This is a genomic window from Stenotrophomonas sp. (genome assembly GCF_035634915.1).
Lineage (GTDB): Bacteria > Pseudomonadota > Gammaproteobacteria > Xanthomonadales > Xanthomonadaceae > Stenotrophomonas.
This window is the reverse complement of the sequence record NZ_DASQCB010000009.1, coordinates 136,338-159,160: the sequence shown is the minus strand read 5'-3', so window position 1 is coordinate 159,160 and position 22,823 is coordinate 136,338. Positions and strand designations below refer to the sequence as shown.

The following is a 22,823-nucleotide window of genomic DNA, read 5'->3' as shown; positions in this document are numbered from 1 at the left end:
AACCGCTCAGAGCAGCCCTTCGCGCTTCACGGCCAGATACCGTTCCACCAGCGCGGCAGGCAGGGCGTCGGCGGTGACGTCCAGCACCATCACCTTCTCGCTGCGCAGCGCCTCGTGGGCTTTCGCGCGCTGCTGCAGGTACAGCGCGGCAGCACCGGCCTGGGCGGCGTCTTCCAGTGTGTGCACCTCGCCTTCCAGCGCGGTATCCAGTTCGCGTTCGCGCAGGCTGGCCACGCACACCAGGTGGCGGCGCTGCAGCAGGCGCACGGCGGCCAGCAGATCCTCGATGTCCTCATCGCGCACGTTGCTGACCAGCATCACCAGTGCCCGCCGGCGCTGCCGCAGCGAAACCTCGGTGGCAGCGGCCAGGTAATCGGTGGCCACCGCCTGCGGCTGCAGGTCGTAACTGGCGCGCAGCAGGTGTTCCACCGTGCCCATGCCGCGCTGCGGCGCCACCCAGCGGCGTTCGCCCCCCACCGCGAACAGGCCGGCGGCATCGCCCTGGCGCAACGCCAGATACGCCACCACCAGCGACGCGTTCAAGGCATGGTCGAAATGCGAAAGGCCGCCTTCGCTGGCCAGCATGCGCCGGCCGCTGTCGAGCATCAGCAGCAGCTGCTGGTTCTTCTCGTCCTGGTATTCGCGCGAGATCAGCTTGCGCGCGCGGGCGGTGGCCTTCCAGTCGAGCTGGCGCAGGCTGTCGCCGACGCGGTATTCGCGCATCTGGTGGAAATCGGTGCCTTCGCCACGGCGGCGCTTGACGTGCGCGCCGACCAGCCGCGAAGCCTGGTCGGCACTGAACAACGCGAAGCGGGTGAGCGGCACGAAGTTGGGATAGACCCGCACTTCCAGTGATGGCGGCAGCGTGCGCTGCTGCCACCACAGCCGCCACGGCGAGCGGATGCGAACGTCCACGCCGTCGAACTGGAAGCGTCCGCGCTGCTGCGGCAGCACCTGGTAGTGCAGGGTGCTGGCGTGGCCGGCGCGCAGGTGCAGGCGCTGCGGCAGCGCTTCCAGCAGCCAGCCACCGGGCACGCGATCAAATACCTGCACGTGCATCGGTTGTTCGGCCAGCAGGCGCAGGCCGACCTCGCGGCGCACGCCCAGCGCCAGGGCTTCGGGGACCTGGCGCTGCACCTGCGGCGAAGGGCGTCGCCACTGCCGCCACAGGTCGGCCAGCGCCATCGCAGCCACCACGGCGCCCCCCAGCGCCCAGCCCCAGCGCGGCAGCAGATCGCCCAGCACCAGGCCGCCCAGCGCGGCCCAGGCAGCCAGCAGGACCAGCAGCAGCGGCGCAGGCCTCATCGGCGCGGCGCTTCCACCTTGGCCAGCAGTGCGCCCAGCACGTCGTCCGGGCCCTGGCCTTCAATCTGCAGTTCCGGAGCCAGCGCAATGCGATGGCGCAAGGCCGGGCGGGCGATGTCGCGCACGTCATCGGGGGTAACGAAGTCGCGGCCGGCCAGCACCGCCTGCGCACGGGAGGCACGCACCAGCGCGATGCTGCCACGCGGGCCGGCGCCAACGGCGATGCCCGGCCAGGAACGCGTGGCCGCCACGATCCGCACCGCGTAGTCGATCACTTCGTCATCGACCGTGATGGCGGCGGTGGCCTGCTGCAGGGCCAGCAGTTCGCCGGCGCCAAGCACGCGCGGCACCTGGCTCAGGTCGAAATCGCTGGCGGCGCGGCCGTGGGTGATGGCGGCGACCATGCGCTTCTCGTCGTCCAGCTGCGGGTAGTCGATCAGCACCTTCAGCAGGAAGCGGTCCAGCTGCGCTTCCGGCAGCGGGTAGGTGCCTTCCTGCTCCAGCGGGTTCTGCGTGGCCAGGGCCATGAACGGCGGCGCCAAAGTGAAGGCCTTGCCTTCGATGGTCACCTGGCCTTCCTGCATCACTTCCAGCAGGGCCGACTGGGTCTTGGCCGGGGCGCGGTTGATCTCGTCGGCCAGCAGCAGATTGGTGAACACCGGGCCGCGGCGGATCTTGAAGCTCTCGCTCTTGGGGTCGTATACCGCGTGGCCGCTGACATCGCTGGGCATCAGGTCGGGGGTGAACTGCACGCGCCCGTAATCGAGTTCCATGGCCTGCGCCAGCGCACGTACCAGCAGGGTCTTGCCCAGCCCGGGCACGCCTTCGATGAGCACGTGGCCGCCGGCCAGCAGCGCCACCATGATCTGGTCAAGCACGTCGGCCTGGCCGATGAAGGCGCGGCCGACGGCATCGCGGATGGCATCGACGCGTTCGATCAGGCGGGCGGCAGCGGCCGCCGGAAGCTCAGGGGCATCGGTCATAGCAGGGATCTCATCTGGAGCAGCAAGCGGATGCGCTCGCGCAGGGCGGAGGAATCGTGCGGCGAAGGAGCGGTAAGGGCGGTGGCCACGCGGCTGACCGGCCACTGCAGGACTTCGGCAATGGCCTGGTCGCGGGCGGCGCCATCGAGCGCGGCCGCCACCGGCGCGCGCAGGCGCAGGCGATGCAGGAACAGCGCCTGCACCGCGTTGTACAGCGGCGCAGCGTGGCCGAAGCGCAGCAGCAGTTCGCCACTGGCGCGCACATGTTCCAGCAGCGAGCGGCGCTCGACCACCGGTGAAGGCAGCACGCTGCCCAGGCGCTGCGCGCGCGCCCACAGCCAGCCCAGCACGGCCAGCAGCAGCGGGATCCACACCGGCCAGCCCTGCAGCACGATGCGCGCGAACAGCGTGGGCGGGCGGCTGCCGTACACCAGCCACACCGTGCCGCGCCCGTAGTTCGGGTCCAGCAGGTGGCGGGTCAGGTCGCGGTGGGCGAAGTCGTGCAGGCCATCGCGCGGCGGTGCATCCTTGGCCGGCGCGTGCTTGCGCGGTGGCGGGCTGGTACCGGCACCGCGCATGAAATCCATGTCGGCCAGCACGTCGATGCGGCCCTTGCCGTGGCGCAGGCGGACGAACACCAGATCATCCTCCGGGCCCCAGCGGCGTTCGGCACTGGCGTGGGCCTGGAAGCCGAGACTGAAGCGGCGGCCGCGGCAGAACTCCACGTGGCGTGGGTCATCCTCGACGTGGAAGCGCTGGCAGCTCGCTTCATGGAACAGGCTTTCCACGCCGATGCGATCCAGCAGCGGGCCCTGGGTGGTGCTGGCCGTGTCCTTGCCCGGTGGCGGCGTGCGCAGCAGCAGGTGGCCGCCACGGGCGACCCAGTCCAGCAGTGCCTGCGCGGTGCCCGGCGGCATCTCGCGGGTGTCCTGCAGCAGCACCACGGTATCGGTGTCGGCCAGTGCCATCTTCGCCAACTGCAGGCGCGGCCGCGACTGCACCTCGATGCCGTCGGCACGCAGCGCCTGCCCCAGCACGTACAGCGGGTTGTAGCTGGCCTCGCCGCGCGGCGGCAGCACCACGGTCTCGGTCACCTTTTCGTGCGTGCGCAGGAACAGGATGGTCAGCGGCACGCCCAGCAGGACCAGCAGGCCCAGCAGCAGGGACCAGAAAACGCGCGGGCTCATGCCGTCCACCCGAACTGCTGGCGCAGGGAGGTGGCCAGTGCATCGAATGCCTCGCGCGTGGGAAGGTGCCCGCCATACGCGGCGTACTGCCACATGCGCACGATGCGTGCGAACAGATCACGGTCAGCCGCCTCCGGCAGGCGTCGTGAGGCGCGCAGGCACTGCGCCTCGGTGGCACCCGGTGGCAGCGCGGTGCCGGTGCGCTCGACCAGGGTGCGCACGCTGGCGCGGTACAGCAGGGCCAGCGCTTCGCGCGGACGGCCCTGGTCCCACAGCAGGCCGGCCTGGGTGGCAACGTCCGGCGGCAGCACCACCGGCATCTGCACCGCTTCTTCCTGCACGCGTGGCGCGTCCTGCCTGGCCTTGCGCCGCCCGGTGCCGCGCAGCCAGGGCCACCACAGCCGGGCAGTCAGCAGCAGCACCAGCAGTACCGCGCCGAGCAGGCCCCACAGGCCCCACTCGGCGGCGCGCGCCAGCAGCTTCAGATTGCGGTGGCGGTTGCTGCCGGGTTTGGCTTTGTCGTCCTTGCGGTCATTCTTTTCCTTGTCCTTCTCCGCAGCATCGTCGATCGGCTTCCACTCGGTGACCTGGCGCAGCGGCCGCTGCAGCGGATCTTCGTAGGCACGGTTCACCGCCTGGCGGAAACCGGCCGTGTCCACCGGCGCCTCGCCGAAAATGCCGACGCTGGTATTGGCCGGATCGTTGCTGGCGTTGGCTTCTTCGCCTTCGTTTTCGTCCTCGCCCGCAGCGTCGTCGGCCTGCCCGCCAGCCCAGGCTTCGTCTGCGGCCTGGCGGGCAGCGTCCGCCTCCGCATCCTGTGCATGGGCCGGGGCCAGCGGCAGCACCAGGCACAGCAGCAGGGCCAGCGTCGATGCGGCCGGCAGCAGGCGCTCGCGCAGCCGGCGCAGGGCGATTTCCACGTCCCAGGCTTCCATCTGCGTACGCCGGTTGAGGTACAGGCCGAAGCCGGCGCCGATGTAGAACGGCCCGATCAGGGCTGCGGCCAGCCAGCTCAGCAGGTTCAGCACCAGATCCGCCCACGGCGGAACTTCAACGCCCAGCAGCGCCCATGCGGCGCGCCATGAATCGGGCAGCAGTTCCAGCGGAATGAACATGAAGACGGCTGCGATCGCGCCCACCACCAGCACCAGCTCGAAGGCCAGGCAGATCAGCGCCAGGGTCATGGCCGAGCCGGCGGCACCGGCGGCCACCGCGCGGCGGCGCGGGCCACGCTGCGCCGGTGCGTTGCCTTCCAGCAGGTTGACCGGCAGGCACAGGCTGCGCAGCAGGCTGAAACGGCGCCAGCCCAGGTAACCCCAGAAACCGCTGTTGCCCCAGTGGCGCTGCGCGGCCAGCGCCGCGCGTGCGCCCACCTGCTCGCCGAAGATGCCACGCGACAGCACGTACAGCGGCGCGCGTTCGAACAGCGGCTTGCACCACCACATTGCCAGCCACGCCCAGGCGAAGCCGTCCAGCCACCAGGCCAGCGCGTTGAACAACACGAACAGCGGTGCACTGGCCAGCAGCCAGCTGCCCCACACCGCCCGGGCATGGCGGCGGGCCAGGGCGGTGCCCAGCTCCATGGCTTCCCAGCCGCTGCGCGCGCGCAGGGCCACGTCCAGATGGTCAATCCGCACGTTCACCCCCGCGGCCACCGCGCCACAGCCACAGCAGCACGCCGGCCCACAACACACCGGCCACGCTGTACTTGACCCAGGCCGGGATCTGCGCGATCGACGACCAGAACGCTTCCAGGAAGGCCGCCAGCAGCAGCATGAAAGCCACGCCCAGACACAGGCGCGCACCGATGCGGCCACCTTCCACCAGGGCGTCGATGCGCCGGCGGCGACCGGGCGCCAGCAGCTTCATGCCCAGCTGCAGGCCGGCACCGCCCGCGATCACGATGGCGGTCAGCTCGAAGGCGGCGTGGCCGACCACGAAGCGCCAGAACGGATCGCCATGGCCGATCTTCTGCAGGTGGCCCGCCAGCGCGCCCACGTTGACGCCATTCAACAGCAGCACCAGCAGCGTGCCCAGCCCCGCCAGCAGGCCGCCGGCAAAGGTGCGCAGGGCAAGGCTGATGTTGTTCAGGATGTAGAAGCCGAACATCATCCAGTCGGTGCCGCTGTCACGCCCCAGGCGGTCGGCCGCCGGGTCGTACATGCGTTCCTTTGCGGCGATCTCGCTGTTGTCCAGCAGCAGATGGATGCTGTCCGGGTACAGCTGCACCAGTGCGAAGCAGGCCAGGGCCGGCAGCGCGAACATCGCCAGCGCCACCCACATGCTGGGTGCCTGGCTGCGCACCAGCCGCGGGAAGTCGGCCACCAGGAATTCCAGGGCACGCCGCCAGCGCGCCGGCGGGGTGCGATAGAGCACGCTGTGGCCCTGCTGCATCAGCTGCTGCAGGCGCTGCACCAGCGGTGGGCTGTAGCCACGTTCGCGGGCCAGTGCCAGCTGCTGGCACAGGCGGCGGTAGCGCTGGGGAAACGCGACATCGCCAGGGTCACTGGCCTCGGGCCTGCGTCGCGTGCGGCGCGAGGCACCGGCACGCTGCTGCAGCCACTGTTCCAGATCCTGCCACTCCTGCTGGTGGCGGGCGACGAACTGCTCCTGCTTCATCGGCGGCCCAGCAGCCAGTTGGCCATCGCATACAGGCGCAGTACGCCGACCTGGCCGGACGTGCCGGTCAGCGGTTCGGCAATGCCGGCCAGTTCCTGCTGGCGGCCCGGCGACAGGCGGGGGGCGCGTTCGGCGAAGGCCAGCACTGCGGCCTGTTCCTGCGGGCGCAGTGGCTGCGGGGGCACCAGCACGCTGTCGATGGTGGCCGGCGGCTGCAGGAAACGCATTGGCTCGTGCACCACCACGGTGCCGGCCACCAGGTCGCCCAGGCGGCGGCCGTAAGGATCGAACAGGCTGCTGATCAGGCCCAAGGCATAGGCGAACGGCAGCATGTCCACGGTGCGCAGCAGGTTGCGGGTGATCGAGGCCATCCAACCCACGGGCGCGCCATCGCGTGACAGCACGCGCAGGCCGAGTGCCCGCTTGCCCAGGGTGCGGCCCCACAGTGCCTCGCAGACGATGGGGTAGGCCCACATCAGCAGGAACATCACCGCCATGTAGATGCCGCGGCCGAACTCATCGAGCAGCGCCAGCGGAATGGACAGCATCACCAGCGCGCCGCAGCGGATGACCAGATCGACCAGCCACGCCAGCGCACGCGCCATCGGCCCGGCGGTCGGCAACTGCAGCGGCACGCCTTCCGGCGTTACCACCTCGCGGTAGGTATCGAGCATCGGCGTGGCCATCAGGGCGATGGCCTGGATCGTGGGCGCTGGAGTCCTCTCCGGCGTGCTGCCACAGGCATGGGGGTCTCGACGGTTCCTGGTCGGGCCCCGACTTTAGCAGAGCACAGCGGCCGGCGACGCGGCTCAGCCCAGGTATTCGTCCTTCAGGCGTACGTAGTGTTCGGCCGAGTAGTGCAGCGACTCGATCTCCTTGTCGCTGAGCGTGCGCGCCGGGCGCGCCGGGTTGCCCACCCACAGCTCGCCCTCGCCGACCACCTTGCCGGGCCCGACCACCGCGCCGGCACCGACGAAGGCATGGCGCTCGACGCGCGCGCCATCGAGGATGCAGGCGCCCATGCCGATCAGGCTGTAATCGCCGATGGTGCAGGCGTGGATGATGCAGCCATGGCCGACGGTCACGCCTTCGCCGATCAGGGTCGGGTAGCCGGCCTTGTTGAACGGGCTGTGGTGGCTGACGTGGATGATGGTGCCGTCCTGCACGTTGGTGCGTGCGCCGATGCGGACGAAGTTGACGTCGCCGCGGATGAATGTGCCCGGCCAGATGGAGACATCGTCGGCCAGGTCGACATCACCGATGAGGGTGCAGGCGGGGTCGACGTACACGCGCTGGCCAAGGATGGGCATCTTGTCGCGGAAGGGGCGCAGGGGATTCATCGCGGTCTCCAGGGTGGGGCAAACACGACGATGATACCTGCTCCGTCGATGGCGGCTCTGTGGGCACCTGATGCTGTGTGTCGACCAAGGTCGACACCTACCAGAGCGGCGGTCGACACCTACCAGAGCGGCGATTGCAGTAGATCCACGCCATGCGTGGATGGAACCCGGTTCAGGCCGGCGCGGCGATTGCAGTAGATCCACGCCATGCGTGGATGAGCACCCGGTTCAGGCCGGCGCGTGCGTGGCCAGCATCTGCCGGAACAGCCCATCCAGCCACGTGGCATCACCGTGCCCGGCGGGCAGCTGCGGGCCCTCGGTGCGCTTGGCCAACGTCGCGTCGATGTAGTCGCTGATGGCCGCGATGCGCGGGCCTGCGGCGATCTCGGCACTGGCACGCTTGACCACCAGCAACGCGTCGATGGCCTCGCGCACTGCACCGTCCGGCAGCAGCCGCTGCAGCAGGTCTTCGAAGGCCATCGGTGGCGGTGTTCCTTCGTGCTCGATCCACTGGCACGCCAGCAGCGGGCGCAGCACGTACAGGTACTTCTTGGTGCGAACGGTTTCGCCGCGCAGGTAGCCACGGTGGTTGGAGCACGCCATGTTGTAGTAGTGCCACCAGGTGCCCAAGGGCGAGTAGAAGCGCTCGGCGGCGTCCCACAGGTCGCGCACGGCGTCGGCATCGTGCTGGTAGATGATGGGCGAGCGCAGCCACTCGATCAGCGTCGGATTGGATTTGGACACCAGCCGCAGCGCCTTGCGCAGGTCCCAGCCGCTGACATCCAGCTCGTCATCGATCGGCAGTTCGATCACATCGCGTTGTGCCTGGCCGGGGCCGGTGGATTCATTGACGCTCAGGTACCACGGCTGGCGATGCACGTAGATGAAGCGCGCATCGTAATCGCTGTCCGGCGAGGAAAACCCCCAGCCGCGGCTGCCGGATTCACAGGCCAGCAGCACGCGTACGTCGTGCGTGCGTTCGATGTCGGCCAGGGTGGCGAGGATGGCGGCGCGCTTGTCCGGCGCGATCGGGTGGATGTCGTCCATGCAGTGCAGATTCGTAGAGTCGAGCGTGCTCGACTGTAACGCACGCGTGGCGCATGCATGCGTGTCGACCAAGGTCGACACCTACCAGGGTAGGGATCGTGTCGACCCAGGTCGGCACCTACCAAGGCGGGGATCGTGTCGACCCAGGTCGACACCTGCCAACCGGTTCCGGTAGGTGTCGAGCTTGCTCGACACGCAGGCAGGCGCGCCAGCCAAGGTTGGCGCCCACAGGGGGTTACGCCACGCGGCCGCGGCGGGCGCGTTCCAAATGCACCAGCAGCAGCGAGATCGCCGCCGGGGTCATGCCGGGAATGCGCTGCGCCTGGCCGATGGTCTGCGGGCGCACGCGTTCCAGCTTCTGCAGCACTTCAGCCGACAGCCCACGCACCGTGGCGTAGTCGAAGCCTTCGCCGATCGGCGTCGCCTCGTGGCGCTGCTGGCGTTCGATCTCATCGCGCTGGCGGTCCAGGTAGCCGGCGTACTTCACGCCGATCTCCACCTGCTCGGCCACCTTGCCATCGGCCACGGCCGGACCCAGCGACGGCACCTGCATCAGCTGCGCGTAATCGAGTTCCGGACGCTTGATCAGGTCCAGCACGTTGGTTTCGCGGCTGACCGCCACGCCCAGCGTTTCCTGCACTTCGCGGCCCAGCGCATTGGCCGGGGTCGCCCACAGCGCACCCAGCCGCGCACGCTCGGCGGCGACCGCAGCCTGCTTGGTCTCGAAGGCGCTCCAGCGGCGGTCATCCACCAGGCCCATTTCGCGGCCGGCCGGGGTCAGGCGCTGGTCGGCGTTGTCCTCGCGCAGCTGCAGGCGGTACTCGGCGCGGCTGGTGAACATGCGGTACGGCTCGTTGGTGCCGTGGGTGATCAGGTCATCCACCAGCACGCCCAGGTAGGCCTCGTCGCGGCGCGGGCACCAGCCGTCCAGCCCACGGACCTGGCGTGCGGCGTTGAGGCCGGCCAGCAGGCCCTGTGCGGCGGCTTCTTCATAGCCGGTGGTGCCATTGATCTGCCCAGCGAAGAACAGGCCGTTGACCAGCTTGGTCTCCAGCGAAGCCTTCAAGCCGCGCGGATCGAAGAAGTCATATTCGATGGCGTAGCCGGGGCGGGTGATGTGCGCGTTCTGGAAACCGCGGATGCTGCGCACCATCTCCAGCTGCACGTCGAACGGCAGCGAGGTGGAGATGCCGTTGGGATAGATCTCGACGATGCCCAGGCCTTCGGGCTCGACGAAGATCTGGTGGCTGGCCTTCTCGGCGAAGCGCACCACCTTGTCCTCGATGGACGGGCAGTAGCGCGGGCCGATGCCTTCGATCTGGCCGCTGTACAGCGGCGAACGGTGCAGGGCGTCGCGGATGATCTGGTGGGTCTGTTCGGTGGTGTGGGTGATCCAGCAGCTGACCTGCTGCGGATGCTCGTCCACCGAGCCGAGGAAGGACATCACCGGGCGCGGCGTGTCGCCGGGCTGCTCGTCCATCACGCTGTAATCGAGCGAGCGGCCATCGATGCGCGGCGGCGTGCCGGTCTTCAGGCGGTCGACCTGGAAGGGCCGCTCGCGCAGGCGCGCGGCCAGCGTGGTCGCCGGCGGGTCGCCCATGCGGCCGGCGGCGTACTGGGTGGGGCCGACGTGGATCTTGCCGGCCAGGAAGGTGCCGGCGGTCAGCACCACGGCTTCGGCGTCGAAGCGCAGGCCGGTCTGGGTGATGACCCCGCGCACGGCGTCGCCTTCGATGACCAGGTCATCGACGGCGGCCTGGAACACTGTCAGGTTGGCCTGGCCTTCGACGATGGCGCGGATCGCCATGCGGTACAGATTGCGGTCGGCCTGGCAGCGGGTGGCGCGCACGGCCGGGCCCTTGGAGGCGTTGAGCGTGCGCCACTGGATGCCGGCGCGGTCGGCGGCATGCGCCATCGCACCGCCGAGGGCGTCAATTTCCTTGACCAGATGGCCCTTGCCGATGCCGCCGATGGCCGGGTTGCAGCTCATCGCGCCCACGGTTTCGATGTTATGGGTCAGCAGCAGGGTGCGCACGCCGGTACGGGCCGCGGCCAGCGCGGCCTCGGTGCCGGCGTGGCCACCGCCGATGACGATGACGTCGTAACGATGGAAGGAGTGGGTCATGGGGGCAGGTCGGCAGGGGGCGGGCGCGGCCGGAGGCAGCGCCGGGGTGGCGATTTTAGCGCCATTCGAAGGGGGCCGCCGGGCCCGATCCGGGGTCGGGATGAAATCGGCCCTAAAGTTGGCAGGATTTTTGCAGATAACCCAATAGCACCCATCGTGGCTGGCGCCGCAGGCGCCGTTGACCGGAATTGGAACAGGGGCCGGTACATGCGCACGGTGGGGAAGCAGAGGGCCGGCAGTCGGGGGACTGTCCGGCCCTGTTTTTTTGGTGGTTGCCGGGAGAGGCCCATCCACGCAAGGCGTGGATCTACTGGAGCCGGCCAGACTTGGCGACCCCAAAAACAAACGGCCCCGCATTGCGGGGCCGTCTGCTTTCAGAGGTGCCGACATCCGACAGGGCCGGAACAGGGGGGATCCAGATGTTCCTGTCGGATATCGACGTAGAGCTGTTTGGGACCGGCCCTTAACACTTTTGTCACTTTGTGACGCGGGCCGTCACCACCCGCGTAGAGTGCGGTCTGAACCGCGTGAAATGCAAGATGGATCAGGGCTCAACTGTGCGCTGCGTCCCATGATCCATGTTCTGCCACAGGGAACCGTTCATCGTTCCAGGTTGCGCCACGGGGACCCGTTGTTGCGGGGCGCACGCGGTGCCGGTGCCGGACGCGCCTGGGGCGGGGCCGAGGGACGCGCCTGCGGCGGAGCCGACGGACGGGCCGACGGCACGCCCGACTGCGGCGGTCGGCGCATCGAGTCCATGTTCCGCCACGGCGAGCCGCCATTGTTCTGGCGCGGCGGCGGCGGCGGACGGTTCTCGCCGCCATTGCCCGGACGCGGCGGCGGCGGGCGGTGATTGTTGTGCGGCGGACGGTAGACCGGACGCCCGTAGTACGGGTTGCCGTAGTAGCCGTAGCCATAACCACCATAGCCACCGTAGTAAGGGTAGCCATAGGTGGACGGGTAGCCGTACGGATAGTTGTATTCCGTCGACGGCGCACCGTGATAGTAGCTGCCGCCGCCACCACCGCCGACATAGTCGTACGTGGAGCAGCCGGTCAGGGCCAGCAACAGGCCGCCGGCAAGCAACAGACGCATCTTCATGAGGGTCCCCCCAAGGACGGGTGTACGGCCAGCTTCATGCGTGGGCATTGAATCGCTCCTTAATTGACCCGGCCAGGATGAATGGCGGTGAAGGCCTGCATGCTGGCACGACGGGATGCGTGGTCGCCAGCACGGGGGCATACGTTAATCTTGCGTCATGAGCGATTCACTGTTGCCCCGCGCCGAAGACGTCCTGGCCGCCGCTGCGCGGATCGCGCCGCATGCCCACGTCACGCCGGTCCTGCGCTCGCATGCGCTGGACGGCCTGGCCGGTGCGCAGCTGGCGTTCAAGGCCGAGCACCTGCAGCGCGGCGGTGCGTTCAAGTTCCGGGGTGCCTGCAATGCGGTGTGGTCGCTGGATGCCGACCGCGCTGCGGCCGGTGTGGTCACCCATTCTTCGGGCAACCATGGCGCCGCGCTGGCGCTGGCCGCCCGTACCCGCGGCATTCCGTGCCATGTGGTGGTGCCCGAAGGGGCGGTGGCGGCCAAGCTGGCCAATATCGCCCGCCACGGTGCCACCCTGTGGCGCTGCCCGCCGACGATCGCCGACCGCGAGGCCACCTGCGCCCGGGTGCAGGCCGATACCGGCGCGACCCTGGTTCATCCTTATGCCGACCCGGCCGTGATGGCCGGGCAGGGCACCGCCGCGCTTGAACTGCTGCACAGTGATGGACCGTTCGATGTGCTGGTGGTGCCGGTGGGCGGTGGCGGCCTGGCCAGTGGTACCGCCCTGGCCCTGCAGCACGCCAGCCCACAGACGCAGCTGGTGCTGGCCGAGCCGGCCGGTGCCGACGACACGGCGCGCTCGCTGGCTGCCGGCCAGCGCGTCACCGGTTTCACCCCCGACACGATCTGCGATGGCCTGCGTACCCTGATCGGCGCGCCAAACTTCCAGCTGCTGCAGGCCGCCGGTGCCGAGGTGATCGTGGTGGACGACGATGCCACCCGGGCGGCAATGCGCCTGCTGTGGGAGATCCTGAAGCAGGTGGTGGAACCGTCCTCGGCCACGGTGCTGGCCGCGGTGCTGGCCCAGCCGGCGCGGTTTGCCGGCCAGCGCGTGGGCCTGGTGCTGTCCGGCGGCAACGTCGATCTGCCAGCGCTGCGCTGGGAGGTGGCGTGAGCCGCGGCCGTCATCGACCGCGCACCGGCCTGCTGGGCTGGCTGTGGCGCCTGTTCGTCCTGGTGCTGGTGTGGCTGCTGGGCGTGACCGCCTGGATCGTCTGGGTGGGTGAGCGCGACCAGGCCGCCAAGGCCGACGCGATCATCGTGCTGGGCGCGGCGGCCTACGATGCCAAGCCCTCGCCGGTGTTCGAAGAACGCATCCGCCATGGTCTGGATCTGTACCAGGCCGGCTATGCGCCGCTGCTGATCTTCACCGGTGGCTACGGTGGTACCGGTGCGCGCTTTTCCGAATCGCAGGTGGCGCGTCGGTATGCGCTCAAGCATGGCGTGCCCGATGACGCGATCCTGATCGAGACCGCCTCGCGCAATACGGTGCAGAACCTGGTGGAAGCCAAGCGGCTGATGGAGCAGCGCAGCCTGCACACGGTCATCATCGTCAGCGACCCGCTGCACATGGCGCGCGCGCTGCGCCTGAGCCAGGCCCTGGGCATCGACGCGCTGGCCTCGTCCACACCGAGCACGCGCTTCCGCAGCTTCCACACCAGCTGGCGTTTCCTGGTGCAGGAAATCTATTTCTTCCACCGCGACCTGGTGCGCCCGCCGCTGAGTTCGACGGCCAATACCTGAGCGCCAGGTTCGGCGGCGTCTTGGGTGGATGCCAACCTTGGTTGGCACGATGCCGGCAGTACCGCGATCTGACGGAGTGCTTTGGTAGGTGCCAACCTTGGTTGGCACGATGCTGGCCGTAGCGCGATCTGAGAGGCTGTGCCAACCAAGGTTGGCACCTACCAGAGCGGATCGCGGGCGGTCGGCAGAAGCGGATCGTGGGCGGTCGGCAGAAGCGGATCGCGGGCAGTCGACAGAAGCGGATCGTGGGCAATCGTCATAAGCGGGCCCGGGCGGTCGTCAAAACGGATCGTGGCCGACGGTCAGGTCTGCTTGCGGCGGATCGGGATGGCCGACACCGGCACCGAGGCGATGTCATGCCCGCCTTCGCGGATCGGCGCACCCGGGTCCGGCGCCCATGCATGGGCGTAGATCACTTCCCAGCTGCTGGGCAGCTTGCCGTCGGCACGGCGCATCGGTTCGTACGCTGCCGCAGCAGCGGCAAAACGACCGCGGCCGGTCAGCGTGTGGCGGCGGTCCACCCGTGCGTTGGTCGCGCCCATCGCGCGCAGCTCGCGCATCAGCGCCGGCAGGTCGTCATAGGTCAGGGTGAACAGGTCGCGGTCCAGCACCGGGTCGCGGAAGCCGGCCATCATCAACGCATCGCCGAACTGGGCGATCTGCGCGAAGCGGCTGACATGCGGGCGGTCGTCGGCGGCGGCGAACGCTTCGTTGAGTTCCACCAGCGTTTCCGGGCCGAAGGTGGAACACAGCAGCAGGCCGCCGGGCTTGAGCACGCGACGGAAACCGGCGAACACCGCCGGCAGGTCGTCCAGCCACTGCAGGCACAGGTTGCTGAAGATCACATCGACGCTGTTGTCGGCCAGCGGCAGCGCGGCGGCATCACCGCACAGGCGCTGGAACGGCTTCCACCAGCCGGCCTGGCGCTTGGCCTGGTCCAGCATCGGCAGGGCCACGTCCATTGCGATCACCTGCGCCTTCGGCCAGCGCTTCTTCATCAGCGCGCTGGCGTGGCCGGTGCCGGCACCGATGTCCAGCACCACCTCGGGCTTGCGCGCTTCCAGGTAGTCCAGCGATTCGATCAGCCGCGACTGCACCTCGCGCTGCAGGGCAGCGGCGGCGTCATAGCTGTTGGCGGCGCGGGCGAACGCGCGGCGGACGTGGCGGGCATCGAAGTGGGACGGCATTGCGGAAGTCTCTTAGAACGTACCGGGGTAGGCGCCGCCGTCGATCAGCAGGTTCTGCCCGGTGAGGTAACCGGCCTGTGCGCTGCACAGGAAGGCGCAGGCGGCGCCGAATTCGTCCGGCGTGCCGAAGCGGCCGGCGGGGATCTGCTGGCGGCGGCGGTCGGCTACCGCCTGCACGTCGCCGTCCTGGCCCGCAGCGTGGGCGAAGTTGGCGCGCAGGCGGTCGGTGTCGAACTGGCCGGGCAGCAGGTTGTTGATCGTGACGTTGTGGCCGACCGTGCGCCGCGCCAGCCCGGCGACGAAGCCGGTGAGGCCGCTGCGCGCGCCGTTGGACAGCGCCAGCGTGTCGATCGGTGCCTTCACCGAGGACGAGGTGATGTTGACGATGCGACCGAAGCCGCGCGCGATCATCGCGTCCACCGTGGCGCGGATCAGCGCGATCGGGGCCAGCATGTTGGCATCCAGCGCGGCGATCCAGTCGTCGCGCTCGAAGGTGCGGAAATCGCCCGGCGGCGGGCCACCGGCGTTGGTCACCAGGATGTCGACCTGCGGGCAGGTGGCCAGTGCCTGCGTGCGCCCAGCCTCGGTGGTGACGTCGGCGGCGACCGTGCGCACCTCGGCGGCACCGGGCAGGGCGCGCAGTTCCTCAGCGGCAGCCTGCAGGGCGGTTTCGCCACGGGCCACGATCACCACGTTCACGCCTTCGGCCACGAGCGCGCGCGCGCAGCCCAGACCGAGGCCCTTGCTTGCGCCGCAGACCAGTGCCCAGCGGCCGGAAATACCCAGATCCATGCGTCAACCCTGCCGAATGCGGAAAGTGCTCATTGTCCGCCATCGGCCGGTGACAGGCCGGCAACGAAGTGTTGCAGGGCAGCGGCCACCTCGTCGGCGTGGCCGAGGAAGGGCGCATGGCCGCCGTGGGCGACGGTCAGCGCCTGCGCACCCGGGGCCAGGGCGGCAGCGGCCTGCATCGCGGCGGGCGACACCAGGCGGTCGCGCTGGCCGGCAATCCACAGGCTGGGTCGGCCCAGCGTGGCCAGGGCGCCACGCAGGTCGGTGCCTTCCAGCAGGCGCAGGCCTTCCAGCAGGGCACGCTCGCTGGGCGCCCCGCGCTCGACCAGGCGCTGGCGCAGGGTGCGCAGCTCCTCGCGCGCATGCGCCGACCCCATCACGTCCAACGCAAGGAAGCGCTCCAGGGTGCCGCCGAAGTCCATGGCCAGGTCACGCCCGAACTGCTCGAATACTGCCGGTTCCACCGCGTGCGGCCAATCCTCGCCGCGCACGAAACGCGGCGTGGCGGCGATCATCGCCAGCCCGCGCACCTTCGGCAGGGTGGCTGCCGCGTGCAACGCGAACAGCCCGCCCAGCGACCAGCCACACCACACCGCCGGCGGCGTGGCCGCGGCAATGGCGTTGACCACGTGCGGCAGGCGCAGCGGCGTGCTGTCATCGCGGCTGTGGCCATGGCCGGGCAGGTCGAGCAGATGCAGGGTGAAACGGTCGGCCAGGCGCTGCACCAGGGGCGCGAACACGCCGCCCTGCAGGGCCCAGCCGTGGATCAGAACCAGGTCCGGCCCGTGGCCGGTGACATCGATATGCATGGGTACGACGCGTGCAGGTCAGGCCAGCGCAGGCAGGGCCGGCGGCAGCGCCTCGCTTGGCCCGGCAGCGACGCGGTCGCGCGCCTGGGCGATGGCGTCGACCAGCTCGCGCACCTGTTCCGGGGTATGCAGTGCCGACAGGGTGACGCGCAGCCGCGCCTTGCCTTCAGGCACCGTCGGCGGACGGATCGCGCCGACCAGCCAGCCGGCCTGCTCCAGCGCCTGCGACATCGCCACGGCGGTGTGGTCATCGCCACACAGCAGCGGCTGGATCGGGGTCTCCGAGGCCATCAGGTCCAGGCCATGGCGGCGCGCTTCGCCGCGGAACAGGGCGATCAGATCAGCCAGCTTGGCCCTGCGCCAGTGGTCGCGGCGGGCCAGGCGCACCGCTTCCAGGGCCGAAGCGGCCAGGGCCGGCGGCAGGGCGGTGGTGTAGATGTAGGGGCGCGCGGTTTCAGCCAGATGCTCGACCAGGTCCTCGCGACCCAGCACCAGTGCGCCGGAACTGCCCAGCGCCTTGCCCAGGGTGACCAGCTGCAGCGGCACGTCGTCAACGCCCAGGCCGGCCGTGGCGACGGCACCACGGCCATCGCCGAGCACGCCCACGCCATGCGCGTCGTCCACGTAGAACAGCGCCTGCTGCAGGCGCGCGACCAGCGACAGCGCACGCAGCGGTGCAACATCGCCGTCCATGCTGAAGACACCATCGGTAGCCAGCATCGCCACACCCTCGGGTGCGTGCTTGAGCTGGCGCATGGCGCCTTCCGGATCCAGGTGCGGGTAGCGGCGCAGGCGCGCACCGGCCAGCCGCGTGGCATCGAGCAGGCTGGCGTGGTTGAGCTTGTCCTGCACGCAGACGTCGTTCTCTTCGCTCAGCAGCGCCTGCTGCACCGCAAGGTTGGCGGCGAAGCCACTGCCGAACAGCAGGGCGCGCGGGTAACCGAGCCAGTCGGCTACTTCGCGTTCCAGCGCGTCGTGCAGCGCGTGGTGGCCGCAGACCAGGTGCGAGGCACCGGCGCCTGTGCCATCGCGTGCGGCCGCATCCTGCAGCGCGTTGACCACGCTGAACTGCTGGGCCAGGCCCAGGTAATCGTTGCTGCAGAACCCGGTCAGCCAGCGCCCGTCAATTTCCAGGCGCACACCATCACGACGGGTGACCGTTCGCCGCGGGCGGCGACGGCCTTGTGCATCGCGCAACGCGCGCTGGGCTTGGAGGCGGGCGGTCAGGTCGGGGCGGGCCATGTTGGCTTCAGGCGACGACGGGGCGGCTAGGGTAGCGCGTTGCCGCCACGCCTGCTCGGCCCCCCGCTCAGGCCGCGTGGGCGCAGCCGCAACCGGAGACATCGGCGCTGATATCGGCGTGCACGGTGCCGCCATGGTCGTGGCCATCGGCATCCACCTGCACCGGCATGGGCTGCAAGCCCAGGCGCGCGAACAGGGCCCGGTCGCGCTCGCTTTCCGGGTTGCCGGTGGTCAGCAGCTTTTCACCGTAGAAGATCGAGTTGGCGCCGGCCAGGAAGCACAGCGCCTGCAGCTCATCACTCATGGCTTCGCGACCGGCTGACAGCCGCACCATTGAACGCGGCATGGCGATGCGTGCCACCGCGATCATCCGTACGAACTCGAACGGGTCCAGGTCCGCGCTGCCATGCAGGGGCGTACCGGCCACCTGCACCAACTTGTTGATCGGCACCGAATCGGGGTGCGCCGGCAACGTCGCCAGCGCCAGCAGCAGGCCGATACGCTGCGCGCGCGTTTCACCCATGCCGACAATGCCACCGCAGCAGGTCTTCAGCCCGGCATCGCGCACATGGCCCAGCGTATCCAGGCGATCCTGGTACTGGCGCGTGTGGATGATCGAATCGTAGTAGTCCGGCGCGGTGTCCAGGTTGTGGTTGTAGTAGTCCAGGCCGGCATCCTTCAACGCGCGCGCCTGCTCGCCACTGAGCATGCCGAGGGTGGCGCAGGTTTCCAGGCCGAGCGCTTTCACGCCGGCAATCATCGCAGCCACCTTCGGGATGTCGCGGTCCTTCGGCGAACGCCATGCCGCGCCCATGCAGAAGCGCGATGCACCGGCGGCCTTGGCCTGGCGTGCCTTGGCCAGCACGGCCTCGGTATCCATCAGTTTCTGCGCGCTCACGCCGGTGTTGTAGCGCTGCGCCTGTGGGCAGTACGCGCAGTCTTCCGGGCAGCCACCGGTCTTCACCGACAGCAGCGTGGATACCTGCACCTGGGCCGGATCGAAGTGCGCGCGATGCACGCTGGCAGCGCGGAACAGCAGTTCGGGCAGTGGCAGGTCGAACAGCGCCTGCAGTTCATCGTGCTGCCAGTCGTGGCGGATGGCAGGAGCCATGGCGGGACCTTGGAGGGGCGTGGAGCGAGGGCGGCAGTGTGGGTGGGTTGGTGAAGGCTGTCAACTGAAATGTATTACCAGTGGTTTACAGAACGGCGCTGCCAGAAGTTCGCGCAACGGTGTAAGTTCATGACTGCATACGGACTTGCGAACACGTGCCATGAACCCCTACCAGCCCTATTCGATCCGTCGCGATGCGGTGCTGTGCAGCTTGGCCGAACTGCCTGATGGCGGCCTGCGCGTGGTGATGGATGATCTGCGCCAGACTGATCCGCCCGGACTGTGGAAGCACCACGCGCTCGTGACCTTCAAGGACTACCCGGCGGGGCAGCTCGATCCGTCGATCCTGTCGAACGAGGAACTGCAGGCATTCGGCCACTACGTGCTGGTTCGCCTGCTGGCCATCAACGGCTGCCTGCCTGCCATGGAAGGCGGTCCCGAACGCGATGCGCCGCTTGCCGGCCCGTAGCGGCTGCAGGCACGAGCGGGCCGCTACACTGGGCCGCCCAGCAACGGAACTTGCCATGGATCTGCCGCGCTTCACCTACCACCCCGATCCCATCGCCACCGGCAGCGTGGTGGCCGCCGATACGCCGTGCGTGTGCTGCGGAAAGTCGCGCGGCTACGTCTACACCGGCCCGGTCTATGCCGAAGAGGAATACGGGCACGAAATCTGCCCGTGGTGCATTGCTGATGGCTCCGCGCATGAGCGCCTCGGCGTCACTTTCAGTGATGAGGAAGGCGTCGGTGGTGGCGGCGAGTGGGATGAAGTCGATGAGGAGATCATCGACGTGATCGCGCAGCGTACGCCCGGCTTCAATGGCTGGCAGCAGGAACAGTGGTGGACCCATTGCGGGGATGCCGCGCAGTTCATCGGCCGCGCCGGTCGCGCCGAACTGAAAGCACACGGTGAAGCCGCGGTGGCGGCGATCCAGGACAGCACCGGGCTGGACGACGGGCCGCAGTGGCAGCACTTCCTTGCTGCGTTGGACAAGGACGGATCACCGACGGCCTACCTGTTCCGCTGCAGGCACTGTGGCGTGGTGGGTGGTTACCAGGATTGCGACTGACAGGAGCGGGATCAGATGCAGGGACGATATCCGGGATGAGCCGCGACGTCGCAGGGCAAAGCCTCGCGAGGTGCGGATGGCTGATCCCCATGCTGGCAGGCATGGCACTTATAGGCGGGTGCAGCACCCGGCCCTACGCGCGGGTTGATCCCAGAGCGTGCAGCGCCGAGGGAGGTGTGGTGCGCGACGTTGGCATGTTCGCCACGCCTGCATGTGTGAAGCCCTACCTCGATGCGGGGAAGGCCTGCAGGGGAAAGCTGGACTGCCAGGGCGCATGCCTCGCTGGACATGATGCCGTGATCGGCGAAGCCACCACTGGCACCTGCCAGAAGGACACGCACGACATATTTGGATGCCAGGACACCGTCGAAGACGGGCGCGCGGCAGCCGGTACATGTTGGGACTGATGGCATGACGGACACCTGGCAACCGCTCACGCTGGTGGAAATGGAAGCGCTGGTCGCGGAGCAGCTGGGCAACTGCACGCCTGACCAGCAGGCCGTCTTCGCCGCCCGGCGCGTGGCGTTCCACACGGTGCCACTGCATCGCCTGGGTGAGGTCGAGCCGGTCTGGGTCGTCGCCCATCTCGCTGACGGGTGGCTCTACTACGAGGATGTGGAAGACGGATTCGAGGTGGGGGTCCCCGGCGAAGACGGTGCGCTGCCGGAGCGAGGCTGCAACCAGCTGGAACTGACCCACGTCCTGCATCGACTGGGATACGTTGGATGAGACCATGAGTAGACGCGAGCGGAAGCTGCTGGTCCTGGATCTGGACGAAACCCTGGTGCATGCCAGTGCGCACGAACTGGATCGCCCGGCTGACGCGCGGGTGGTCGGTTACCACGTCTACAAGCGCCCCCACGTCGATGCCTTTCTCGATTTCGCGTTCGCGCACTTCGATGTGGGCGTGTGGACTTCATCTGGACAACTATATACCGAGCCGCTGGTGGCCTGGTTGATGCCAGGGCGGACGCTCGAATTCCTGTGGTCATCACAGCGCTGCTCGATCGCGCGTGACTGGGAAACGGGCGGGCATTCCAGCGAGAAGCGGCTGTACAAGCTGAAGCGGCTGGGGTTCTCGCTGGAGCAGGTGGCCGGCATCGACGACACGCCGGAGAAGTACGCGAAGAACTACGGGAACCTCGTGCAGGTGCAGGAGTTTGTCGGCGACCTGGGCGACGACGAACTGCTGCATCTCCCGCGTTACTTGGAACTGCTGCGGCAGGCGCCGAACATCCGGGCCGTGGAAAAGCGCGGATGGCGCGAGCGCATGCCGGCCTGAGCCGGCAGCGCTGATGCAGCCGTGGCCGCACGGGCCACCGCGCCTCACACCTGGGCCATGCCGCCATCGACGAAGAACTCGATGCCGTTGACGAAGCTGGACGCATCCGAGGCCAGGAAAGCCACGGCATTGGCCACTTCCTGCGGTTCGCCGAGGCGGGCCAGCGGTACCTGCGCGGCGAGGTGATCGAACAGGCCCTGGCGTGCTTCGTCGGGCACCAAGTCGGCCAGGCCGGGGGTGCGGATCGGGCCGGGGCTGACCACGTTCACCCGGATGCGGCGCTCCTTCAGGTCCAGCGCCCACGAGCGGGCGAAGTTGCGCACGGCGGCCTTGCTGGCGCTGTACACGCTGAAGTTGGCCGTGCCCTGGATCGAGACCGTCGAGCCGGTGAGGATGACCGAAGCGCCATCGACCAGCAGCGGCAGCGCCTTCTGCACTGTGAACAGCACGCCACGCACGTTGGTGGCGAAAATACGGTCGAAGTGTTCTTCGGTGATGGCGCCCAGCGGCAGCATGTCACCGCCACCGGCGTTGGCGAACAGGATGTCGAGGCGGCCGGCCTGGCGGGCGATCTGCGCGTAGACCGCATCGAGGTCGCTGGGCTGTGCGGCGTCGGCGCGGATGCCGGTGGCCTGTGCGCCGATGGCGGCCACGGCGGCGTCCAGCTCCGGCTGGCGGCGGCCGGTGATGAAGACCTTGGCGCCGAGGCTGGCCAGGTGCTTGGCGGTGGCCAGGCCGATGCCGGTGGTGCCGCCGGTGACGAGGGCGATCTTGCCGTTGAAATCAGTGCTCACGGTGTTCTCCTGTAAGGGCTGCCGGGGGAGGGGTGGCAGCGGGTGGGAGAATGATCGGCGGCGGCGCGGCTGCGATAAATAATGCGCAATGACAATAACTGTGCACGTGCATGCATAATCGGCGGCATGAACCAGCTCACTGCCATCCGTGCCTTTGCCCGCGTCGTCGAGGCCGGCAGCTTTACTCGCGCCGCCGATTCGCTGGACATGCCCACCACCTCGCTGAGCAAGCTGGTGCGCGAACTGGAAGCGCATCTGGGCGTGCGCCTGCTGCAGCGGACCACGCGGCGTGTGGCGGTCACTGCCGAAGGCCAGGCGTACTACGAGAAAGCCGGCCGCCTGCTGCGCGACCTCGAGGATGTCGACGCCTCCTTCAGCGCCGCACGCGGTGCACCGCGCGGGCTGCTGCGCGTGGACATCGGTGGATCCACCGCGCGTGATGTGCTGATTCCCGTGCTGCCTGATTTCATGGCGCGCCATCCGGACATCCGCATCGAACTGGGTGTGTCCGACCGAACGGTGAACCTGATCAGCGAGAACGTCGACTGCGTGATCCGCGGCGGCGCACTGGATGATTCGTCTCTGGTCGCCCGCCACCTGGGCGATGCGCACCTGATCACCTGTGCCAGCCCGGGCTACCTGAGGGCGCATGGCATTCCTGCCTATCCCCAGGAGCTGCGCAACGGCCACCGCCTGGTCAGCTACCTGCTGCCGTCCAGTGGCCGTGCGGTCCCTTTCCGCTTTCGTGGCGAAGACGGTGCGTTCGAGATCAAGGCCGAGCACCGCATCGGCATCAACGAAAGCAATGCGCATCTGGCTGCCGCCGTTGCAGGCATGGGCCTGGTGCAGACCTTCAGCTACGCGGCCAGCGCTGCGTTGCGCAGCAAGGCGCTGGTGGAAGTGCTGCAGCCATGGCGGCCTGCGCCGTACCCGTTCCATGTGGTGTACCCGAACAACCGCCATGTGACGCCACGGCTGCGGGTGTTCATTGATTGGTTGGCGGAGGTGTTACCGCCGTTGTTGGCGGGTGAGGCGTAGCGACACCTGGCGTGGGCCGGGCTTGCAGGTGGGTCTGTGCGC

At 68.8% G+C, this 22,823-nt stretch carries 23 protein-coding genes; 7 read left to right on the top strand and 16 right to left on the bottom strand.

Annotated elements, in window-relative coordinates:
* Positions 1 to 6 precede the first annotated feature (6 nt).
* From VER16_RS07010 to VER16_RS06965, 10 genes are all read right to left on the bottom strand, one after another.
* Positions 7 to 1,305: a DUF58 domain-containing protein gene (locus tag VER16_RS07010; RefSeq protein WP_324806623.1), complete on the bottom strand. Its 1,299-nt coding sequence runs from the start codon at positions 1,303 to 1,305 to the stop codon at positions 7 to 9.
* Positions 1,302 to 2,288, bottom strand: coding sequence for a MoxR family ATPase (locus VER16_RS07005; protein ID WP_324806621.1), 987 nt, complete (start codon positions 2,286 to 2,288; stop codon positions 1,302 to 1,304). The genes VER16_RS07010 and VER16_RS07005 overlap by 4 nt, the downstream gene beginning before the upstream one ends.
* Complete coding sequence (locus VER16_RS07000; RefSeq protein ID WP_324806619.1) at positions 2,285 to 3,475, bottom strand: DUF4350 domain-containing protein; 1,191 nt, start codon at positions 3,473 to 3,475, stop codon at positions 2,285 to 2,287. The genes VER16_RS07005 and VER16_RS07000 overlap by 4 nt, the downstream gene beginning before the upstream one ends.
* The gene (locus VER16_RS06995; protein ID WP_324806928.1) at positions 3,472 to 5,112 is read right to left on the bottom strand and encodes a DUF4129 domain-containing protein; all 1,641 of its coding nucleotides are present in this window, start codon (positions 5,110 to 5,112) and stop codon (positions 3,472 to 3,474) included. The genes VER16_RS07000 and VER16_RS06995 overlap by 4 nt, the downstream gene beginning before the upstream one ends.
* Complete coding sequence (locus tag VER16_RS06990) at positions 5,102 to 6,094, bottom strand: stage II sporulation protein M (protein WP_324806617.1); 993 nt, start codon at positions 6,092 to 6,094, stop codon at positions 5,102 to 5,104. The genes VER16_RS06995 and VER16_RS06990 overlap by 11 nt, the downstream gene beginning before the upstream one ends.
* Positions 6,091 to 6,780: an RDD family protein gene (locus tag VER16_RS06985; RefSeq protein WP_324806615.1), complete on the bottom strand. Its 690-nt coding sequence runs from the start codon at positions 6,778 to 6,780 to the stop codon at positions 6,091 to 6,093. The genes VER16_RS06990 and VER16_RS06985 overlap by 4 nt, the downstream gene beginning before the upstream one ends.
* 123 nt (positions 6,781 to 6,903) lie before the next feature.
* A complete protein-coding gene (locus tag VER16_RS06980) occupies positions 6,904 to 7,434 on the bottom strand; it encodes a gamma carbonic anhydrase family protein (protein ID WP_324806613.1) in 531 nt (176 codons plus the stop codon).
* Positions 7,435 to 7,662: 228 nt separating this feature from the next.
* The gene (locus VER16_RS06975; RefSeq protein ID WP_324806611.1) at positions 7,663 to 8,481 is read right to left on the bottom strand and encodes a nucleotidyltransferase domain-containing protein; all 819 of its coding nucleotides are present in this window, start codon (positions 8,479 to 8,481) and stop codon (positions 7,663 to 7,665) included.
* 235 nt (positions 8,482 to 8,716) lie between these two features.
* Positions 8,717 to 10,606, bottom strand: coding sequence for a tRNA uridine-5-carboxymethylaminomethyl(34) synthesis enzyme MnmG (gene mnmG / locus VER16_RS06970; RefSeq protein ID WP_324806609.1), 1,890 nt, complete (start codon positions 10,604 to 10,606; stop codon positions 8,717 to 8,719).
* Positions 10,607 to 11,206: 600 nt separating this feature from the next.
* The gene (locus VER16_RS06965; RefSeq protein ID WP_324806607.1) at positions 11,207 to 11,707 is read right to left on the bottom strand and encodes a hypothetical protein; all 501 of its coding nucleotides are present in this window, start codon (positions 11,705 to 11,707) and stop codon (positions 11,207 to 11,209) included.
* A 157-nt stretch (positions 11,708 to 11,864) separates the two neighbouring features.
* Between VER16_RS06965 and VER16_RS06960 the strand changes: the two genes are divergently transcribed.
* Both VER16_RS06960 and VER16_RS06955 read left to right on the top strand, forming a co-directional pair.
* The gene (locus tag VER16_RS06960; protein ID WP_324806605.1) at positions 11,865 to 12,827 is read left to right on the top strand and encodes a pyridoxal-phosphate dependent enzyme; all 963 of its coding nucleotides are present in this window, start codon (positions 11,865 to 11,867) and stop codon (positions 12,825 to 12,827) included.
* Positions 12,812 to 13,456 carry a YdcF family protein gene (locus tag VER16_RS06955; RefSeq protein ID WP_324806926.1) on the top strand — a complete coding sequence of 215 codons (645 nt, stop codon included), beginning with the start codon at positions 12,812 to 12,814 and terminating at the stop codon, positions 13,454 to 13,456. Before VER16_RS06960 ends, VER16_RS06955 begins: the two co-directional genes overlap by 16 nt.
* Positions 13,457 to 13,758: 302 nt before the next feature.
* Here the strand turns inward: VER16_RS06955 and bioC are convergent, their stop codons facing one another.
* The 5 genes from bioC to bioB all read right to left on the bottom strand — a co-directional run bounded on the left by bioC (position 13,759) and on the right by bioB (position 18,597).
* Positions 13,759 to 14,643 (bottom strand): malonyl-ACP O-methyltransferase BioC, encoded by an 885-nt coding sequence (gene bioC / locus VER16_RS06950; protein ID WP_324806602.1) that lies wholly within the window; start codon positions 14,641 to 14,643, stop codon positions 13,759 to 13,761.
* A gap of 12 nt (positions 14,644 to 14,655) precedes the next feature.
* Complete coding sequence (locus VER16_RS06945; protein ID WP_324806600.1) at positions 14,656 to 15,435, bottom strand: SDR family oxidoreductase; 780 nt, start codon at positions 15,433 to 15,435, stop codon at positions 14,656 to 14,658.
* A 29-nt stretch (positions 15,436 to 15,464) separates the two neighbouring features.
* Positions 15,465 to 16,244 (bottom strand): pimeloyl-ACP methyl ester esterase BioH, encoded by a 780-nt coding sequence (bioH, locus tag VER16_RS06940; RefSeq protein WP_324806598.1) that lies wholly within the window; start codon positions 16,242 to 16,244, stop codon positions 15,465 to 15,467.
* A gap of 18 nt (positions 16,245 to 16,262) precedes the next feature.
* Entirely contained in the window at positions 16,263 to 17,486 is a 1,224-nt protein-coding gene (gene bioF / locus VER16_RS06935) for an 8-amino-7-oxononanoate synthase (protein WP_324806595.1), read from the bottom strand.
* Positions 17,487 to 17,553: 67 nt separating this feature from the next.
* The gene (gene bioB, locus VER16_RS06930; RefSeq protein ID WP_324806593.1) at positions 17,554 to 18,597 is read right to left on the bottom strand and encodes a biotin synthase BioB; all 1,044 of its coding nucleotides are present in this window, start codon (positions 18,595 to 18,597) and stop codon (positions 17,554 to 17,556) included.
* 160 nt (positions 18,598 to 18,757) lie between these two features.
* Between bioB and VER16_RS06925 the strand changes: the two genes are divergently transcribed.
* The 4 genes from VER16_RS06925 (at position 18,758) to VER16_RS06910 (ending at position 20,949) form a co-directional block, all read left to right on the top strand.
* On the top strand, positions 18,758 to 19,066 hold the full coding sequence (locus VER16_RS06925; RefSeq protein ID WP_324806591.1) for a hypothetical protein: 309 nt from the start codon (positions 18,758 to 18,760) through the stop codon (positions 19,064 to 19,066).
* Positions 19,067 to 19,121: 55 nt separating this feature from the next.
* Positions 19,122 to 19,667 carry a CbrC family protein gene (locus tag VER16_RS06920; RefSeq protein WP_324806589.1) on the top strand — a complete coding sequence of 182 codons (546 nt, stop codon included), beginning with the start codon at positions 19,122 to 19,124 and terminating at the stop codon, positions 19,665 to 19,667.
* A gap of 411 nt (positions 19,668 to 20,078) precedes the next feature.
* Positions 20,079 to 20,396 carry a hypothetical protein gene (locus tag VER16_RS06915; protein ID WP_324806587.1) on the top strand — a complete coding sequence of 106 codons (318 nt, stop codon included), beginning with the start codon at positions 20,079 to 20,081 and terminating at the stop codon, positions 20,394 to 20,396.
* Positions 20,397 to 20,400: 4 nt separating this feature from the next.
* Entirely contained in the window at positions 20,401 to 20,949 is a 549-nt protein-coding gene (locus VER16_RS06910; protein WP_324806585.1) for an HAD family hydrolase, read from the top strand.
* A 44-nt stretch (positions 20,950 to 20,993) separates the two neighbouring features.
* Here VER16_RS06910 and VER16_RS06905 read toward each other — a convergent pair whose 3' ends face one another.
* Entirely contained in the window at positions 20,994 to 21,743 is a 750-nt protein-coding gene (locus VER16_RS06905; protein WP_324806582.1) for an SDR family NAD(P)-dependent oxidoreductase, read from the bottom strand.
* Between the two features lie 126 nt (positions 21,744 to 21,869).
* On the opposite strand from VER16_RS06905, the gene VER16_RS06900 reads away from it, so the two are divergent.
* Entirely contained in the window at positions 21,870 to 22,781 is a 912-nt protein-coding gene (locus VER16_RS06900; protein WP_324806580.1) for a LysR family transcriptional regulator, read from the top strand.
* Positions 22,782 to 22,823 lie beyond the last annotated feature (42 nt).